At 73.0% G+C, this 17,573-nt stretch carries 14 protein-coding genes; 11 read left to right on the forward strand and 3 right to left on the reverse strand.

Going from position 1 to position 17,573, the window contains the following annotated elements; translation table 11 throughout:
- Window positions 1-173 precede the first annotated feature (173 nt).
- Window positions 174-1,061: a lysozyme gene (locus ACH4TL_RS02300; protein ID WP_398313297.1), complete on the forward strand. Its 888-nt coding sequence runs from the start codon at window positions 174-176 to the stop codon at window positions 1,059-1,061.
- Window positions 1,062-1,180: 119 nt separating this feature from the next.
- Window positions 1,181-1,759 (forward strand): TetR/AcrR family transcriptional regulator, encoded by a 579-nt coding sequence (locus tag ACH4TL_RS02305; RefSeq protein WP_398313295.1) that lies wholly within the window; start codon window positions 1,181-1,183, stop codon window positions 1,757-1,759.
- A 60-nt stretch (window positions 1,760-1,819) separates the two neighbouring features.
- Here the strand turns inward: ACH4TL_RS02305 and ACH4TL_RS02310 are convergent, their stop codons facing one another.
- The gene (locus tag ACH4TL_RS02310) at window positions 1,820-2,371 is read right to left on the reverse strand and encodes an NAD(P)H-dependent oxidoreductase (protein ID WP_398313293.1); all 552 of its coding nucleotides are present in this window, start codon (window positions 2,369-2,371) and stop codon (window positions 1,820-1,822) included.
- A gap of 127 nt (window positions 2,372-2,498) precedes the next feature.
- Window positions 2,499-4,907, reverse strand: coding sequence for an endopeptidase La (gene lon, locus ACH4TL_RS02315; RefSeq protein WP_398313291.1), 2,409 nt, complete (start codon window positions 4,905-4,907; stop codon window positions 2,499-2,501).
- Between the two features lie 144 nt (window positions 4,908-5,051).
- Here lon and ACH4TL_RS02320 point away from each other — a divergent pair, with 144 nt between their 5' ends.
- The 5 genes from ACH4TL_RS02320 to ACH4TL_RS02340 are packed head-to-tail and all read left to right on the forward strand — an operon-like array spanning window position 5,052 to window position 9,589.
- A complete protein-coding gene (locus ACH4TL_RS02320; protein ID WP_398313289.1) occupies window positions 5,052-5,663 on the forward strand; it encodes an RNA polymerase sigma factor in 612 nt (203 codons plus the stop codon).
- A complete protein-coding gene (locus ACH4TL_RS02325; protein ID WP_398313287.1) occupies window positions 5,660-6,775 on the forward strand; it encodes a zf-HC2 domain-containing protein in 1,116 nt (371 codons plus the stop codon). The genes ACH4TL_RS02320 and ACH4TL_RS02325 overlap by 4 nt, the downstream gene beginning before the upstream one ends.
- Window positions 6,772-7,572, forward strand: coding sequence for an ABC transporter ATP-binding protein (locus tag ACH4TL_RS02330; protein WP_398313285.1), 801 nt, complete (start codon window positions 6,772-6,774; stop codon window positions 7,570-7,572). Before ACH4TL_RS02325 ends, ACH4TL_RS02330 begins: the two co-directional genes overlap by 4 nt.
- Window positions 7,569-8,981, forward strand: coding sequence for a hypothetical protein (locus ACH4TL_RS02335; protein ID WP_398313283.1), 1,413 nt, complete (start codon window positions 7,569-7,571; stop codon window positions 8,979-8,981). Before ACH4TL_RS02330 ends, ACH4TL_RS02335 begins: the two co-directional genes overlap by 4 nt.
- Window positions 8,978-9,589: a hypothetical protein gene (locus ACH4TL_RS02340; protein ID WP_398313281.1), complete on the forward strand. Its 612-nt coding sequence runs from the start codon at window positions 8,978-8,980 to the stop codon at window positions 9,587-9,589. The genes ACH4TL_RS02335 and ACH4TL_RS02340 overlap by 4 nt, the downstream gene beginning before the upstream one ends.
- Here the strand turns inward: ACH4TL_RS02340 and ACH4TL_RS02345 are convergent.
- On the reverse strand, window positions 9,541-10,437 hold the full coding sequence (locus tag ACH4TL_RS02345; protein ID WP_398313280.1) for a rhomboid-like protein: 897 nt from the start codon (window positions 10,435-10,437) through the stop codon (window positions 9,541-9,543). The genes ACH4TL_RS02340 and ACH4TL_RS02345 overlap by 49 nt on opposite strands.
- Before the next feature lie 208 nt (window positions 10,438-10,645).
- Between ACH4TL_RS02345 and ACH4TL_RS02350 the strand changes: the two genes are divergently transcribed.
- The 4 genes from ACH4TL_RS02350 (at window position 10,646) to ACH4TL_RS02365 (ending at window position 17,538) form a co-directional block, all read left to right on the forward strand.
- On the forward strand, window positions 10,646-11,377 hold the full coding sequence (locus ACH4TL_RS02350) for a spermidine synthase (protein ID WP_398313278.1): 732 nt from the start codon (window positions 10,646-10,648) through the stop codon (window positions 11,375-11,377).
- 139 nt (window positions 11,378-11,516) lie between these two features.
- On the forward strand, window positions 11,517-12,257 hold the full coding sequence (locus ACH4TL_RS02355) for a response regulator transcription factor (RefSeq protein WP_358623761.1): 741 nt from the start codon (window positions 11,517-11,519) through the stop codon (window positions 12,255-12,257).
- The gene (locus ACH4TL_RS02360; protein WP_398313276.1) at window positions 12,254-13,462 is read left to right on the forward strand and encodes a sensor histidine kinase; all 1,209 of its coding nucleotides are present in this window, start codon (window positions 12,254-12,256) and stop codon (window positions 13,460-13,462) included. The genes ACH4TL_RS02355 and ACH4TL_RS02360 overlap by 4 nt, the downstream gene beginning before the upstream one ends.
- Before the next feature lie 233 nt (window positions 13,463-13,695).
- A complete protein-coding gene (locus ACH4TL_RS02365; RefSeq protein WP_398313274.1) occupies window positions 13,696-17,538 on the forward strand; it encodes a multifunctional oxoglutarate decarboxylase/oxoglutarate dehydrogenase thiamine pyrophosphate-binding subunit/dihydrolipoyllysine-residue succinyltransferase subunit in 3,843 nt (1,280 codons plus the stop codon).
- Window positions 17,539-17,573: the final 35 nt, after the last annotated feature.

Consider the following 17,573-nt stretch of genomic DNA (forward strand, 5'->3'; position numbering starts at 1 on the left):
TTCTTGCACGCACGGCTGTTACCGCAGCTCCATCAGTATTTCGCAGGATTAGACCAACGGCAGCCCGCTCCGACTCTTCCCCGTTGCTATCTACGCCCGTAGCGTTCTTATGACATGGCCATTCCAACCGCATGTCTTCCCCGCTCCCCCCACCGAAGCTTCGGAGGCACGCCATGCCTGTCCACAGACCCGGCCCCACCCGGCGCACCCCGCGCACGCTGATCGGCCTGCTCGCCACCCTCCTGTCCGCCCTCCTCGCCGCGTCCTTCGCGCTGTCCGGCCCCGCGTCCGCCGATGACGACCCGGTCGTGGACGACCCGGCCGTGGACGGCGGCACGAAGACCATCCCCCACCCCGAGGACGACTGGGCGGGGTCACAGATTCTCAAACACGAGGGCGGCTCCACGACCGGCGAACCGCCGTCCGGTCTGCTCGCCACCGTCGAAGGCGTCGACGTCAGCAGCCACCAGGGCAACGTCGCCTGGTCGACCCTCTGGAGCAGCGGGGTCAAGTTCGCGTACGTCAAGGCGACCGAGGGCACCAGCTACACCAACCCGTACTTCGCCCAGCAGTACAACGGCTCGTACGACGCCGGCATGATCCGCGGCGCCTACCACTTCGCCCTGCCGGACAACTCCTCCGGCGCCGCCCAGGCCAACTACTTCGTCGACCACGGCGGCGGCTGGAGCAAGGACGGCAAGACGCTCCCGGGCGCGCTGGACATGGAGTACAACCCCTACGGCGCCACCTGTTACGGCAAGAGCGCCAGCGCGATGGTCAGCTGGGTCAAGGACTTCACCAGCACCTACAAGTCGCGCACCGGCCGCGACCCGGTGATCTACACCTCCACCAGCTGGTGGAAGAGCTGCACCGGCAACTCCAGCGCCTTCGGCAGCGTCAACCCGCTGTGGATCCCGCGCTACGGCTCCTCCGTCGGCGAGCTGCCTGCGGGCTGGGACTTCCACACCATCTGGCAGTACACCTCCTCCGGCCCGACGGTCGGCGACCACAACCTCTTCAACGGCGCGCTGGACCGGCTGAAGGCGCTCGCCAGCGGCTGAGCCGCACCACCACCCCCCACGGCGCTCCTCGCCCTCCGGTGCACGGACAGGTCTGTCTGTACGCTGGAGGGCACCGGCCGTTTCCTCCGGCCACCCCGGCCCACCCGAGGAGCGAGACCATGAGCAGCGCCCGGCCCCCCGCCCGCGAGCGGATCCTGGACACGGCGTACGGACTGTTCAACGCCCACGGCGTACGGGGCGTCGGAGTGGACCGGATCATCGCCGAGTCGGGCGTGGCCAAGGCGACGCTGTACTCCCACTTCCGCTGCAAGGACGACCTCGTCCTGGCCTATCTGCGGGAGTCGGACGTCCGCTGGCGCGGCACGCTGACCCGGGCCGCCGAGGCGGCCGGACCCGATGCGCGCGACCAGCTCACCGGCCTCTTCGACGGGCTGGGCGCGGCGATCCTGCGGGACGGCTTCCGCGGCTGCGCGTTCACCAGGACCGCGGGCGAGACGGAGCCGGGCAGCGACGCGCACGCCGCGACCGTCGAGCACAAGCGCGCCGTACGGGCCTGGCTGACCGAGCTGGCCCGGGCGGCCGGGGCCGCCGACCCCGAACAGCTCGCCCTGCGGATCTCGCTCCTCATCGACGGCACGATGGCCGCGGCAGCGCTGGAGCCCCGGCCGGAGTTCGCGGAGGCGGCGCGGGAGGCGACGCGGGCGCTGATCGCGGAGGCGTGCCCGGCGCGGGTGTAGCTCCCCGGACACGGCGAAGGGCCCGGCCGCGCGCGAGGCGGCCGGGCCCTTCCCCTTGTGTCACGCGACGGCGAGGTCGCGCTCCCGCAGCACCCCGGACGCGAGCAGCGCGCGGTAGCGCTCCTGATGCGCGGCGAGCGCCGCGCCCTCCATCCCGTGCGTGCCGTGGACGACGAACGGCTCCTCGTAACGCATCCCGGTGATGTTCGCGGTCGCGTCGAAGGGCACCAGCAGGTCGGCGACCGTGAAGCGCTTGAACCCCTCGGGCCGGTACATCTCCTCCGACGCCCCCGCCGTGGTCGCGACGAGCAGCGCCTTGCCGCGCAGCGACGTGCCGTTCGAGCCGTACGCGAAGCCGCGCAGGAACACCTCGTCCAGCCACTTCTTCAGCAGCGGCGGCGCCGAGTACCAGTAGAAGGGGAACTGGAGCACGATCCGGTCGTGCTCCAGCAGCAGCCGCTGCTCCCGCTCGACGTCGACGACCAGGTCCGGATAGGCGGCGTACAGATCGTGCAGCGTGACGCCGTCCACCGGCCGGGCGGCCTCGGCGAGGGCGGCGTTGACGCGGGAGGCGGCGAGGTCGGGATGGGCGAGGACGACGAGAGTGCGCACGGCTTTCCTCCGCGAGGGCGACATGGGGGGCGAGAACGGCAAACGAACAGACAGGTCTGTCTGGTACGCCGGAGACGCTACCAGACAGACCTGTCTACTCGCTATCGCTCTACCCGTTACCGCGTCCTCACGCCGCCACCGGGACCTCCGGGGCGCTCGCCGAGGCGGTCTGGAGGGCCAGCTCCAGGACCTGGCGGACGTCCGAGACCGGGTGGACGTCGAGCTTCGCCAGGACCTCGGCGGGCACATCGTCCAGGTCCGGCTCGTTCCGCTTGGGGATGATCACGGTGGTCACCCCGGCCCGGTGCGCCGCCAGCAGCTTCTGCTTGACGCCGCCGATCGGCAGCACCCGCCCGGTCAGCGAGACCTCGCCCGTCATCGCCACCTCCGGCCGCACCTGGCGGCCCGACAGCAGCGAGGCCAGGGCGGTGGTCATCGTGATGCCCGCGCTCGGGCCGTCCTTGGGCACCGCGCCCGCCGGGACGTGGAGGTGGATGCCGCGCTCCTTCAGGTCGCCGACCGGAAGCTCCAGCTCCGCGCCGTGGCTGCGCAGGAAGGACAGGGCGATCTGGGCGGACTCCTTCATGACGTCGCCCAGCTGGCCGGTCAGGGTCAGCCCAGCGCCGCCCGTCTCGGCGTCCGCGAGCGACGCCTCCACGTACAGCACGTCGCCGCCCGCGCCCGTCACCGCGAGCCCGGTCGCCACGCCCGGCACGGAGGTGCGGCGCTCGGCCGGGTCCTGCGCGGACTCCGGGGTGTGGTGCGGCCGCCCGATCAGCGGGCGCAGCTCCTCCACCCCGACGGTGAACGGCAGCTCCCGCTCACCCAGCTCGTGCTGGGCCGCCACCTTGCGCAGCAGCCGCGCGATCGAGCGCTCCAGGGTCCGTACGCCCGCCTCCCGGGTGTACTCCCCGGCGAGCTTGCGCAGCGCCTCGTCCGCCACGCCGACCTCGCCCGGCTCCAGACCGGCGCGCTCCAGCTGCCGGGGCAGCAGGTGGTCGCGGGCGATGGTGACCTTCTCGTCCTCGGTGTACCCGTCGAGCCGCACCAGCTCCATGCGGTCCAGCAGCGCCTCCGGGATGGCCTCCAGGACGTTGGCCGTGGCCAGGAAGACCACGTCGGACAGGTCGAGTTCGACCTCCAGGTAATGGTCACGGAAGGTGTGGTTCTGCGCCGGGTCCAGGACCTCCAGCAGGGCCGCGGCCGGGTCGCCGCGGAAGTCGGAGCCGACCTTGTCGATCTCGTCCAGGAGGACCACCGGGTTCATCGAGCCCGCCTCCTTGACGGCCCGTACGACCCGGCCGGGCAGCGCGCCCACGTACGTACGCCGGTGGCCGCGGATCTCCGCCTCGTCGCGGACGCCGCCGAGCGCGACCCGGACGAACTTCCGCCCCATCGCGCGGGCCACGCTCTCGCCGAGGCTGGTCTTCCCGACGCCGGGCGGGCCGACGAGCGCCAGCACGGCCCCGCCGCGCCGCCCGCCCACGACCCCGAGCCCGCGGTCGGCGCGGCGCTTGCGCACCGCCAGGTACTCGGTGATCCGCTCCTTCACGTCCGCCAGACCCGCGTGGTCGGCGTCGAGCACCGCCTGCGCGCCGGGGATGTCGTACGCGTCCTCGGTGCGCTCGTTCCACGGCAGCTCCAGGACGGTGTCCAGCCAGGTGCGGATCCAGCTGCCCTCGGGACTCTGGTCGCTGGCCCGCTCCAGCTTGTCGACCTCCTTCAGCGCCGCCTCGCGCACCTTCTCGGGCAGATCGGCGGCCTCGACCCGGGCCCGGTAGTCGTCCGACTCGTCCTCGGGGTCACCGTTCAGCTCGGCCAGTTCCTTGCGCACGGCCTCCAGCTGCCGCCGCAGCAGGAACTCGCGCTGCTGCTTGTCCACGCCCTCCTGGACGTCCTTGGCGATCGACTCGGCCACGTCCTGCTCGGCCAGGTGATCGCTCAGCCAGGTGACGGCCAGCTTGAGCCGGGCCACCGGATCGGCCGTCTCCAGCAGCTCCACGCGCTGGGCGACGCTCAGGAACGGCGAGTATCCGGCGTTGTCCGCGAGCTGCGACACGTCGTCGATCTGCTGCACCCGGTCCACGACCTGCCAGGCGCCGCGCTTGCGCAGCCAGCTGGTGGCCAGCGCCTTGTACTCCGTCATCAGCTCGGTGACGGCCCCCGGCAGCGGATCGGGCACGATCTCCTCGACCGTGGTCCCCTCGATCCACAGCGCGGCCCCGGGCCCGGTCGTCCCGGCCCCGACCCGCACGCGCCGCACCCCGCGGATGAGCGCCCCGGGATCCCCGTCGGACAACCGCCCCACCTGCTCGACGGTGCCCAGCGTCCCGATTCCCGCGTACGTCCCGTCGACCCGCGGCACCAGCAGCACCCGAGGCTTCCCGCCATCGGCCCGCGCGGCCGCCTGGGCGGCCTCCACCGCGGCACGCACATCGGCATCGGAAAGGTCCAGCGGCACGACCATGCCGGGCAGCACGACCTCGTCGTCCAGAGGCAGGACGGGCAGGGTGAGCGGTGTAGACAGCGAAGCCATGATCTCCCCTTCGGCAGGCAAGTTGAGCTATGCAGACTCAATGCCTGTGAGGCCCCAGGTGTTCCCGACCCCGTGTTCGCTGTGAGCGATCAGCCGCGGTGCCCGCCGTGAACCGCAGGAGGGCTCCCGAGCGATAGAGGAAGCGTGAGACCGTTACGCCCCCTGGGGGCCCACCCGAGCGACGCGGAGCTGCTGCGCGCGGTCGCGCGAGGCGACGCCGACGCGCTGGCCGCGCTGTACGACCGGCACGGCGGCTGGCTGCACGCCCGGCTCACCCGGCGCTGCGCCGACCCCGAGACCGTGCAGGAAGTCCTCCAGGACACCTTCGTCACCGTCTGGCGGTCCGCGGCCTCGCACCGCGGCGGCGAGGCGGGCGGCTGGCTGTGGACCATCGCCGCCCGCCGCCTCGTCGACGCCCGGCGCACCGCCGTCCGCACGGCCGAGGCGCAGTCCGCGCACGCGCTCCACGACCCGGGCGCGGCGCACACGACCGCGCCCTCGGCGGAGGACCGGGTGCTCGACGCGCTGGAGTACGGCACCGTCGGCGCCGCCCTGGACCGGCTCTCCCCCGAGCTGCGCGCCGTCCTGCGCGCCACGGTGGTGGACGGGCTCACCACGCGCGAGGCGGCGCAGCTCCTCGGCATCCCCGAGGGCACCGTCAAGTCGCGGGCCCGGCGCGCCCGCAGCGAGCTGCGCTCCGTACTCGCCCAGCTGTCCCCGCTGCCCACGCCGCACCCGCTGGGAGGCACCCCATGACCCATGCCTGGCATGTGACCCCCGCCCAGGCGGCGTCGTACGCCGACGGCTCGCTGCCGGAGCTCGACGCCTGGTCGGTCGAGAAGCATCTGGAGGCGTGTACGCCCTGCGCCGCCCGCGTCTCGGCCGCCGCCCGCGCGGGCGCGGCGGCCCCGACGCTGGCGGCGGTACGGGCCTCTCTGCTGGCCACCGCGACGGCCCCGGAGGGGGCGACTCCCGGCCACGGCCCGCGCCTCCGCCGGTCGGCACAGGGGGCACCCCCGGCCGCGCCCGCCCGCGCGGGTGCCTCCGGGGGCGGCGCCCGACAGGGCGCCCCGGAGACCGGCGGCCCCGGCACACCCCGCGTGCCCGCCGGGGGCGGCGACTGCCACGTGGGCGCGGGGACAGTCGGCGGCCCCGGCGCACCGGCAGGGGCGGGCCCGGCGGCGGGGTGGCGCGCCGTCGCGGCCCGGCACCGCGGGGGACGCCGCGCCGCCGTGCACGGGCGGCTCGCGTGGGCGGCGGGACCCGCGCTGCGGGGGCCCTGGCTGCTCTCGCTGCTCGTCATGGCCGTCGGGGCGGTGTGCGCCGCGCGGGCCACCGGGTTCGGCGGCGTACGGCCCTTCCTGCTGCTGCTCGCTCCCGTCCTGCCGTCCCTCGGCGTCGCCGTGTCGTACGGGCGGCACGCCGACCCGATGCACGAGATCGTCGCCTCCACCCCGTCCGGCGGGCTGCGGCTGCTGCTGATCCGTACGGCCGCGGTGCTCACCGTGTCCGTACCGCTGCTCACCCTCGCCGGACTGCTGCTCCCCGCCACCGCCGGGGGGCCCGGGGCCGCGGCCTGGCTGCTGCCGGGCCTCGCGCTGACGCTCGCCGCGCTCGCCCTCGGCTCGTACGTCGGCTGCCGCGCCGCCACCGGCGCGGTCTCCATCGGCTGGCTGCTCGCCGTCGGCGCACCGGCGGCGGCGCCCGGCGGGCCGCCGGGCCGCCTGCCCGCCGACGCCCTGGCCGACTCCCTGGCCACCGTCCTGTCCGGCCCCGCCGCACAGGGCTGCTGGGCCGCCGCCGCGGCCGGATGCGCCGGGCTGCTGGCGCTGCGCCGCACCTCCTTCGACCACTTGGAGCGCATATGACGACCACCGTGTCCGTCGACGGGCTGACGGTCCGGCATCGCCGGACCACCGCCCTCGACGCCGTCGACCTCGGCTTCGGCACCGGGGTACACGGCCTGCTCGGCCCCAACGGGGCGGGCAAGACCTCCCTGATCCGCGTCCTGGCGACCGTCGCCGCGCCCACCGAGGGCCGGGTGGAGCTGCTCGGCCACGACGTGGCCGGGCACACGGGCCGCACCGCCGTGCGGCGTCGGCTCGGCTATCTGCCCCAGGAGTTCGGCCACTACCCGGGCTTCACGGTGCGCGAGTTCGTGGGGTACGTGGCCTGGCTGAAGGAGATGTCCGGCACGGCCGCCGCCGCGGCGGTCGAACGGGCCGTCAACCGGGTCGGGCTGGCCGACCGCATCGATACCAAGGTGCGCCGCCTGTCCGGCGGCATGGTGCGGCGCGTGGGCATCGCCCAGGCCATCGTCAACGAACCGGACGTACTGCTGCTCGACGAGCCCACGGCCGGGCTCGACCCCGAGCAGCGGGTGGACTTCCGGGCCCTGCTGCGCGAGTTGGGCACTGCCTCCACGGTGATCGTCTCCACCCACCTGGTGGAGGACGTCGCCGCGGCGTGTACGGAGGTGACGCTGATGGAGTCCGGCCGGGTGGCCTACCGGGGCACCCCCGCCTCGCTGGCGGAGCTGGGCGACGCGGCGGAGGCGGAGGACATCGGCGACAACCCCATCGAACGCGGCTACGCCACGGTCCTGCGGCGTCATCGCGCCGGGGACGGCACGGTGGCCGGCCCGGGGACGGCGGTGGCCCGATGACCGGCGGGAAGCGGCAGGAAGTGTCCGCCGTACAGGGGTCGGCGGACCCGCAGGCCGGAGCGGACGGCCCGGTCCGGGCCGCCGATGCCCCGCCCACGCCGTCCGGCCATGCGACGCGGTGGCAGCGTCCCTTCCGGGGGCCGCTGCGGGCCGAACTCACCCGCTGGTTCGGGCCCGTGGTGGGCGCGACCGTGCTGGTCGCGCTGCTGTTCGCCATGGCCGGGAAAGCGCACCTCTGGCTCGACGCCTGGATCTCCACCGCCGACTACCTGCGAACGGCCGGGTTACTGGTCGGTGGTTCGCTGACCGCCGCGGCCGCGTGCTGGCAGGGCGGGCGCGAGCGGCGGCGGGGCACCCGGGACCTGCTCGCCACCATGCCCCGTACGCCCCTGCGCCGGGCCCTGCTCGCCGCCGCGCCGACCATCCTGTGGCCGGTCGCCGGGTATCTGCTCACCGCGGCCGTCTGCCTGGTCGCGACCTGGCAGTACGCGAGCTACGGCCGCCCCTGGGTGTCCCTGATGGTGGCGGACGCGACGGCGCTCGGTGCCCTTGGTGTGCTCGGCTTCCTCACGGGCCGCGTCGTCCCGTGGCGGCTCGCCCCGCCCCTGGTGGCCGTGGGCACGTATCTCGCTCTGGGCCTGCCCACGTACTCCGAGTCCGCCACCACCTGGCTGTCCCCCGCCCTCCAGGGCTTCCACACCTGGGAACGCCCGCTGTGGTGGTTCGCCCCGGTCTCCATGATGTGGACGGCCGGGCTGGCGGGGGCGGCCCTGCTGGCGTACGCCGCCCGCCGCCGCGTCACCGCGCTCGTGCCGCTCGCCGCTGCCGCCACCGCCGCGGCGCTGCTGACGCAGCTGGGCACCGAGGGCCCGTGGCGGCCCGACCCGGCAGCCGCCGCGCTCGTGTGCGACGACGGAACGCCCCAGGTGTGCGCGGCACGGGTACACGCCCGGATGCTGCCCGGTGCGTCGGCGGCGGTGGCGGGCCTGTCGGCGAAACTGCGGGGCGTGCCGAACGCCCCGGCCCGCGTGGTCGAGAGCGAGTCCTCGGCGAACCGCAAGACCGACGCACGGGTGTCCGGCTGGGACACCTACTTCCGCCCCGACCGGGCCGCCCAGCCGGAGTTCTTCGCGTACAACGCGGCCGCGGCCGTGGCGGATCCCGCCTTCTTCTGCCCGACTCCCGACACCCGCACCCGCCCCCGGTCCGACGACATCAGTTCGGCAGTCGTCGACTGGCTGGCGCCGTTGCCTGGACGGGACGACCCGATCTTCGGGCCGCCCCCGCAGCTCTACACCCGCACCCTCACCAGGCTGCGGACCATGCCCGACCGGGACCGCACCCGCTGGCTCGGCGACTACCTGGCCGCGGCCCACTCCTGCCGCCTCGAACGGGTGACGGCCCCATGAGCGTGCTGCTGTACGCACGGTCGCGGGCCCTGCCGCTGACCGCCGCCGCCCTGACCGCGGCCGCCGCGGTGAGCGCCTGGTGCGCCGACTGGCTGACGTCCCGGCCCGAGTTCGGCGCGCAGGCGCGGCTGCCGGTCGTCGTCCTCGCGCCGCTGCTCGCCTCGGCGGCGATCGGGGCGAGCCTGTACACCCACTCCGAGGAGCTGGACCGCACCGCCGTACGCCCCTGGTGGCCGCGCCGCCTCTGCCAGTTGCTGCTGCTCACGGCGCTGGCGGCGGCGCTGTTCGCCGCGGGGGTGCGGGGCCACCCGGAGCTGTTCGGGGTACCGGCGATGGTCCGCAACACCATGGCCGCGACGGGGGTGACGGCCCTCGCCGCCGTCCTGATCGGCGCGCGGCTGAGCTGGCTGCCGGTGCTGGCGCACACCAGCGCGGTCTATCTGACGGCGGGACGCGATCCGGGTGGCTGGCGGGCGGTCTGGGCCTGGTCGGTGCAGCCCGGCCCCGAGCGGGCGGCGTGGTGGACGGCGGGCGTGGTGTTCGCGGTGGGCGGGGTCGTCTACGCGCTACGGGGTGCCCGCCCGGAGGGGCCACCTCCGCGCCGCTGAGCGACGCGGCGTATGAGGGGCCAGCACGCGACACCGATCAGCAGGGCCAGGGCGTGGCCCCAGTCGGTGAGGGGGTCGAAGTCCACCAGGCTTCCGGCGATCAGCGCCGCGCCGATCCCGCCGGTCAGGGCCCAGCGGGGGCGGGGCGGAAGGAGTCCGGCGAGGGCGCCCGCGCAGGCGATCAGGCCGTAGCTGACGCCGTAGTCGAGGCGGCGCAGCGAGCTGTCGGGAAGCTGGCCGACGGCGACGGAGGCGGCGACCGGGATCTCGGTGAGCAGGGTCGCGAGGACGTGGCCCAGCAGGAAGACCGCGGCGGTGCGCAGGCCGCCGACGCGCCGCTCCAGCGCGCTGAGCACGAGGAGGAAGGCGACGAGGTAGGGCGAGGTGATGCCGCCCACCACCCACAGGGCGCTGGCCAGGAGGGTCAGCAGGGGCCGCTGGGACAGGTTGGACACATCGGTGCTGGAGACGGTGAGCAGGTCGTGGACGGTACGGGGGTCGCCGAGGTGCGCGTAGAGGCCGGTGCCGAGGAGGATCAGCGAGTAGCAGAGGGCGAACGGCGTCCCGGTGAGGGTGGGCAACCAGCCCCGGAGCCGGGACCAGCGGAGGGCGCGGCGGGATGCGCGGGCCGGTATCCGCGGCGTGCCGACGTCGGGGGCGACTGGGCTGGGGGCGGAGGCGGCCGGGTGGCGGACCGCTGGACGGCCGGAGGGCGGCGGTACGGCGGCGGGCGCACTGGAAGGGGGCGGCACGGCGGCTCGCGCGCCGACACGGGGCGGCGCGGCGGGCACGCCCGGGGCGGGCGTCGCTTCGGCCCGCACGCCGGGCCGTTCCACTGGTGCCGTCACCACGGGCCCCTTTCCTCGTCTCGCGCGTACGCGGCGTATATCCACGCAAGTCCCTCAACAACCGTCGGCCGGTGAGTCATCTCACCGGCCGACGCGATGTGAAGGCCGCCACATCCGTCCGGCCCGGCTATTGGTTGGACCGGCGGGGCGCGGCGGCGGGAGGATGGGGCCGTCAGCTCAGCCGAGGAAGCCCGGGAGGACCCGTCCCATGCAGTCGCCGTATGACATCGCCGACGACCGGCCGGTGACCGTGGACCGCCGGGAGGGGCCGTATGGCGAGGTCGTGCTGCGGCGGCGCGGAGGGAGCGGCGAGGGGGAGCGGGGAGACGGGGGCGTCTTCGAGATCATCGCCAATGGGTGCTTCCTCATGGACACGTCCGACGGCCGCTCCGAGCGGCTGCTGATCCGTGCCGCGCTCGACGCGCTGCCGCCCGGCCGCCCCTCGCCCGCGCTGCTCATCGGCGGGCTCGGCGTCGGGTTTTCGCTGGTCGAGGCGGTGTCGGAGCCGCGGTGGGGGCGGATCGCGGTGGTCGAGCGGGAGGCCGCGGTGATCGACTGGCACCGCGACGGGCCGCTGGCCGCGGTGTCCGGGGAGGCGCTGGCCGATCCGCGGGCGGAGATCGTTCAGGCCGATCTGGTGGCGCATCTGCGGGACGGCGCGGAGGGCGCCGAGCCGTACGACGCGCTGTGTCTGGACATCGACAACGGCCCCGACTGGACCGTCACCGAGGACAACGAAGGGCTGTACTCCCCCGCCGGGCTCGACGCCTGCGCGGACCGCCTCACCCCCGGCGGGGTGCTGGCCGTATGGTCGGCCCAGCCGTCGCCCGCATTCGAGCGGGCTCTCCGGAATGCCGGGTTCACGGGGGTGCGTACGGAAGAGATCGCCGTTGCCCGGGGTGTGCCCGACGTGGTGCATCTCGGGATTCGAGGCGCGTAGCCGGGGCGCGTAGGCTGCCCTTACGCTTGCTTGCCTACGAAAAGTGGCCAGGCCATGACCATGCGCGGAGCCGTGGGTTTCGGCACACGTGTGACAGTAGGCGGCCGCGGATTCATGGGAACGACGCAGGGGCGGGCGTATGGAGCAGATGCACAACGGCCACAACGGGGGCGCCACGACCACCCCGGGCGCGCAACGCCGGATCCTCGTCGTCGAGGATGACCCGACCATAGTGGACGCCATCGCGGCCCGGTTGCGCGCCGAAGGATTTCAGGTGCAGACGGCCGCGGACGGCCCCGCGGCCGTGGACACGGCCGAGGCGTGGCAGCCCGATCTGCTGGTCCTCGACGTGATGCTGCCGGGCTTCGACGGCCTGGAGGTCTGCCGCCGGGTGCAGGCGCGGCGGCCGGTGCCGGTCCTGATGCTGACCGCGCGGGACGACGAGACCGACATGCTGGTGGGGCTCGGGGTCGGCGCCGACGACTACATGACCAAGCCGTTCTCGATGCGCGAGGTGGCGGCCCGGGTGCACGTGCTGCTGCGCCGGGTCGAGCGGGCGGCACTGGCCGCGAACACCCCGCGCAGCGGGATTCTGCGGCTGGGCGAGCTGGAGATCGACCACGCGCAGCGCCGGGTGCGGGTGCGCGGCTCGGACGTCCATCTGACGCCGACCGAGTTCGACCTGCTGGTCTGTCTGGCGAACACCCCGCGCGCGGTGCTCTCGCGGGAGCAGCTGCTGGCAGAGGTGTGGGACTGGGCGGACGCCTCCGGCACCCGGACCGTGGACAGCCACATCAAGGCGCTGCGCCGGAAGATCGGCGCGGAGCGCATCCGAACGGTGCACGGCGTCGGCTACGCCCTGGAGACGCCCGCGGCATGAAGAAGCCTCCCGGGACACCGTGGGCTCTGGACCGGCACCTCCGGCGGGTCCGGAGCCTCCCCAGGAGCGAACGGATCCGCGCCACGTGGAGCCGGGTGTGGAAGGCGCTGCGGCCGTTCGACCCGTACCGCTCGGTCAAGGCGGCGCTCGGCGCGCTGGTCATCGGGTCGGTCATCATCACGACCCTCCTGGTGTTCGCGGCGATGCACTCGGACACCGAGCTGCGCGTGATCACGGTCTTCTCGATCATCGCCTCGCTGCTGATCACCCAGTTCGTGGCGCACGGGCTGACCGCCCCGCTGGACGAGATGACCCTGGTCACCAAGGCGATGGCGCACGGCGACTACACCCAGCGGGTACGGGCGGCCCAGCGCCGGGACGAGTTCGGCGACCTGGCGAGTTCGTTCAACCGGATGGCGGCCGACCTGGAGGCGGTGGACACCCACCGCAAGGAGCTGGTCGCCAACGTCTCGCACGAGCTGCGCACGCCGATCGCGGCGCTGCGGGCGGTGCTGGAGAACGTCGTGGACGGCGTCTCGGAGGCGGATCCGGAGACGATGCGGGTCGCGCTGCGCCAGACCGAGCGCCTCGGCCGCCTGGTCGAACAGCTGCTGGATCTGTCGCGGCTGGACAACGGGGTGGTGCCGCTGCACGCCCGCACCTTCGAGGTCTGGCCGTATCTGGCCGGGATCCTCAAGGAGGCCAGCATGGCCAAGGGTGCGGACGCCGGTTCGGGCAAGCACACCCGTAAGGACGTCCACCTCGACCTAGACGTCTCGCCGCCGGAGCTGTCCGCGTTCGCGGACGCCGAGCGGCTGCACCAGGTCATGGCCAACCTGATCGACAACGCGATGAAGCACAGCCCGGCGCACGGCCGGGTCAGCATCCGGGCGCGGCGCGGCGAGGGGCCGGGGAGCCTGGAGCTGGAGGTGCAGGACGAGGGCCCGGGCATCCCGGAGGCGGAGCGGCACCGGGTGTTCGAACGCTTCAACCGGGGCAGCCTCTCACCGAACCCGGCAGGCCCGGCGCCCGGTGCCCGCCCGCGGCCCGGTCAGGGCAGCGACGGAGGGACCGGCCTGGGTCTGGCCATCGCGCGCTGGGCGGTCGATCTGCACGGCGGACGCATCGGGGTGGCCGAATCCTCTCGGGGCTGCCGGATCAAAGTCACCCTTCCGGGGGACGTCCAGAGATCAAAATTGACGTAAAGTCGGTACCGGAAGCGCACATCTGAGCGGTGTGGGTGCACTTTTGCGTTCCCACATGCTGGACGGTTTCAACGGAACCCCGTGTGTTTCCCGCCACGTCATGCGCTGAAACCCGCCGATGAGTGTGACTTAGACGACGTTGACCAGTGCGGCCTGCACGTAAGGGGTCAAGGGGCGTAGCCTTTATTCCCGCTGTCCACCACCTTGTGAAGCGGAAGAGGGCGGTTACCGCCGTGTCGCCACAGTCCCCCAACACCTCGAGCGTCTCGACCGACGAGCAGGACGGGCAGGGAACTAGCCCTGCCGCTGCCTTCGGCCCCAATGAGTGGCTCGTCGACGAGATCTACCAGCAGTACCTCCAGGACCCGAACTCGGTCGACCGAGCCTGGTGGGACTTCTTCGCCGACTACAAGCCGGGCCAGGACACCGGCTCGGCGGTGGCCGCGCCACCACAGGGAGTGACCGGAGGCGCTGCCCCGGCTCCCGCTGCCGCGCAGCCCGCCAAGGCCCCGGCCCCGGCCAAGCCCGCGGACGCGGCTCCGGCCGCCAAGCCCGCGGACGCCAAGCCGGCCGCGGCCGCTCCGGCGCCCGCGAAGCCCGCCGCGGCTCCGGCCGCGAAGGCTCCGGCCCCGGCCAAGCCCGCACCGGCCAAGCCGACCCCCGCCGAGCCCACGGCCTCCGCGAAGCCCGCGAAGGCCGAGCCCGCCGCCGGGCCCGAGCTGGTCACGCTGCGCGGCCCGTCCGCCGCGGTCGCGAAGAACATGAACGCGTCGCTGGAGCTGCCGACGGCCACCTCGGTCCGCGCGGTCCCGGTGAAGCTGCTGTTCGACCAGCGCATCGTGATCAACAACCACCTCAAGCGCGCCCGCGGCGGCAAGGTGTCCTTCACGCACCTCATCGGCTACGCCATGGTGCAGGCGCTGAAGGCGATGCCCTCGATGAACTACTCGTTCACCGAGAAGGACGGCAAGCCGACCCTGGTCAAGCCGGAGCACATCAACCTCGGCCTCGCCATCGACCTGGTCAAGCCCAACGGCGACCGCCAGCTCGTCGTCGCGGCGATCAAGAAGGCCGAGACGCTGAACTTCTTCGAGTTCTGGCAGGCCTACGAGGACATCGTCCGCCGCGCCCGCGCGAACAAGCTGACGATGGAGGACTTCACCGGCGTCACCGCCTCCCTCACCAACCCCGGCGGCATCGGCACCGTGCACTCCGTGCCGCGGCTGATGCCCGGCCAGGGCCTGATCGTGGGCGTCGGCGCGATGGAGTACCCGGCCGAGTTCCAGGGCACCTCGCAGGACACCCTGAACAAGCTGGGCGTCTCCAAGGTCATGACGCTGACCAGCACCTATGACCACCGGGTGATCCAGGGCGCCGCCTCCGGCGAGTTCCTGCGGATCATGAACCAGCTGCTGCTCGGCGAGAACGACTTCTACGACGAGATCTTCAAGGCGCTGCGCATCCCCTACGAGCCGGTCCGCTGGCTCAAGGACATCGACGTCAGCCACGACGACGACGTCACCAAGGCGGCCCGGGTCTTCGACCTGATCCACGCCTACCGGGTCCGCGGCCACGTCATGGCCGACACCGACCCGCTGGAGTACCGCCAGCGCAAGCACCCCGACCTCGACATCATCGAGCACGGGCTCACCCTGTGGGACCTGGAGCGCGAGTTCGCGGTCGGCGGCTTCGCGGGCAAGTCCATGATGAAGCTGCGCGACATCCTGGGCGTGCTGCGCGACTCGTACTGCCGCACCACCGGCATCGAGTTCATGCACATCCAGGACCCGAAGCAGCGCAAGTGGATCCAGGACCGGGTCGAGCGCAGCCACGACAAGCCGGAGCGCGAGGAGCAGCTGCGCATCCTGCGGCGGCTCAACGCGGCGGAGGCGTTCGAGACCTTCCTCCAGACGAAGTACGTCGGCCAGAAGCGGTTCTCCCTGGAGGGCGGCGAGTCCGTCATCCCGCTGCTGGACGCCGTGCTGGACGCGGCCGCCGAGTCGCGCCTGGACGAGGTCGTCATCGGCATGGCCCACCGCGGCCGGCTCAACGTCCTCGCCAACATCGTCGGCAAGTCGTACGCGCAGATCTTCCGCGAGTTCGAGGGCAACCTCGACCCGAAGTCGATGCACGGCTCCGGCGACGTCAAGTACCACCTGGGCGCCGAGGGCACCTTCACCGGCCTCGACGGTGAGCAGATCCAGGTCTCGCTGACCGCCAACCCCTCCCACCTGGAGGCGGTGGACCCGGTCCTGGAGGGCGTCGCCCGCGCCAAGCAGGACATCATCGGCAAGGCCGGCACCGACTTCACCGTGCTGCCCGTCGCCCTCCACGGCGACGCCGCGTTCGCCGGTCAGGGCGTGGTCGCCGAGACGCTGAACATGTCGCAGCTGCGCGGCTACCGCACCGGCGGCACCGTGCACATCGTCATCAACAACCAGGTCGGCTTCACCGCCGCCCCGGCCGCGTCCCGCTCCTCGATGTACGCCACCGACGTGGCGCGCATGATCGAGGCGCCGATCTTCCACGTCAACGGCGACGACCCCGAGGCCGTCGTCCGCGTCGCCCGGCTGGCCTTCGAGTTCCGCCAGGCGTTCAACAAGGACGTGGTCATCGACCTCATCTGCTACCGCCGCCGCGGCCACAACGAGACCGACAACCCCGGTTTCACCCAGCCGCTGATGTACGACCTGATCGACAAGAAGCGCTCGGTGCGCAAGCTCTACACCGAGTCGCTGATCGGGCGCGGCGACATCACCCTCGAAGAGGCCGAGCAGGCGCTCCAGGACTTCCAGGGCCAGCTGGAGAAGGTCTTCACCGAGGTCCGCGACGCGGTGTCCACCCCGGCGCAGCCCGCGGTCCCCGAACCGCAGCCGGAGTTCCCGGTCGCGGTGCAGACGGCCGTCTCCCAGGAGGTCGTCAAGCGGATCGCCGAGTCCCAGGTCAACACCCCCGACCGGATCACCGTCCACCCGCGGCTGTTCCCGCAGCTCCAGCGGCGCGCGGCGATGATCGAGGACGACACGATCGACTGGGGCATGGGCGAGACCCTCGCCATCGGCTCGCTGCTCATGGAGGGCACCCCGGTCCGGCTCGCCGGCCAGGACTCCCGCCGCGGCACCTTCGGCCAGCGCCACGCGGTGCTGGTGGACCGCGAGACCGGCGACGACTACACCCCGCTGCTCTACCTCTCCGACGACCAGGCCCGCTACAACGTCTACGACTCGCTGCTCAGCGAGTACGCGGCGATGGGCTTCGAGTACGGCTACTCGCTGGCCCGCCCGGAGTCGCTGGTCCTGTGGGAGGCGCAGTTCGGCGACTTCGTCAACGGCGCGCAGACCATCGTCGACGAGTTCATCTCGTCCGCCGAGCAGAAGTGGGGCCAGACCTCCGGCGTCACCCTGCTGCTGCCGCACGGCTACGAGGGCCAGGGTCCTGACCACTCGTCCGCCCGCATCGAGCGCTTCCTCCAGCTGTGCGCGCAGAACAACATGACGGTCGCCATGCCGACGCTGCCGTCGAACTACTTCCACCTGCTGCGCTGGCAGGTCCACAACCCGCACCACAGGCCGCTGGTCGTCTTCACCCCGAAGTCGATGCTGCGCCTGAAGGCCGCGGCGTCGAAGACCGAGGAGTTCACCTCCGGCGCGTTCCGCCCCGTCATCGGCGACGAGTCGGTGGACCCGGCGGGCGTCCGCAAGGTGATCTTCTGCTCCGGCAAGGTCTACTACGACCTGGATGCGGAGCGCGAGAAGCGCGGCGCGAAGGACACGGCCATCATCCGGCTGGAGCGGCTGTACCCGCTGCCGGGCGCCGAGGTCCAGGCCGAGATCGCCAAGTACTCGGGCGTCGAGAAGTTCGTCTGGGCGCAGGAGGAACCGGCCAACCAGGGCGGCTGGCCGTTCATGGCGCTCAACCTGATCGACCACCTGGAGCTGGCGGTCGGCGCCGACGTCCCGGCGGCCGAGCGACTGGTCCGCGTGTCGCGCTCGCACTCGTCCTCGCCCGCGGTGGGGTCGAACAAGCGGCACCAGACGGAGCAGCAGGCGCTGGTGAGCGAGGCGTTCGAGATCTGAGGTCCCGTTCGTTCCGTACCGGAAGGCCCGGCTCC

The sequence above is a fragment of the Streptomyces sp. NPDC021115 genome, assembly GCF_044333065.1.
Taxonomy (GTDB): domain Bacteria; phylum Actinomycetota; class Actinomycetes; order Streptomycetales; family Streptomycetaceae; genus Streptomyces.

Bases quoted from the DNA above. Each gene is read 5' to 3' on its own strand.
- ACH4TL_RS02300 (WP_398313297.1), top strand. From the start codon at position 174: ATGCCTGTCCACAGACCCGGCCCCACCCGGCGCACCCCGCGCACGCTG.
- ACH4TL_RS02305 (WP_398313295.1), top strand. From the start codon at position 1,181: ATGAGCAGCGCCCGGCCCCCCGCCCGCGAGCGGATCCTGGACACGGCG.
- lon (WP_398313291.1), bottom strand. From the start codon at position 4,907: ATGGCTTCGCTGTCTACACCGCTCACCCTGCCCGTCCTGCCTCTGGAC.
- ACH4TL_RS02325 (WP_398313287.1), top strand. From the start codon at position 5,660: ATGACCCATGCCTGGCATGTGACCCCCGCCCAGGCGGCGTCGTACGCC.
- ACH4TL_RS02330 (WP_398313285.1), top strand. From the start codon at position 6,772: ATGACGACCACCGTGTCCGTCGACGGGCTGACGGTCCGGCATCGCCGG.
- ACH4TL_RS02335 (WP_398313283.1), top strand. From the start codon at position 7,569: ATGACCGGCGGGAAGCGGCAGGAAGTGTCCGCCGTACAGGGGTCGGCG.
- ACH4TL_RS02340 (WP_398313281.1), top strand. From the start codon at position 8,978: ATGAGCGTGCTGCTGTACGCACGGTCGCGGGCCCTGCCGCTGACCGCC.
- ACH4TL_RS02350 (WP_398313278.1), top strand. From the start codon at position 10,646: ATGCAGTCGCCGTATGACATCGCCGACGACCGGCCGGTGACCGTGGAC.
- ACH4TL_RS02355 (WP_358623761.1), top strand. From the start codon at position 11,517: ATGGAGCAGATGCACAACGGCCACAACGGGGGCGCCACGACCACCCCG.
- ACH4TL_RS02360 (WP_398313276.1), top strand. From the start codon at position 12,254: ATGAAGAAGCCTCCCGGGACACCGTGGGCTCTGGACCGGCACCTCCGG.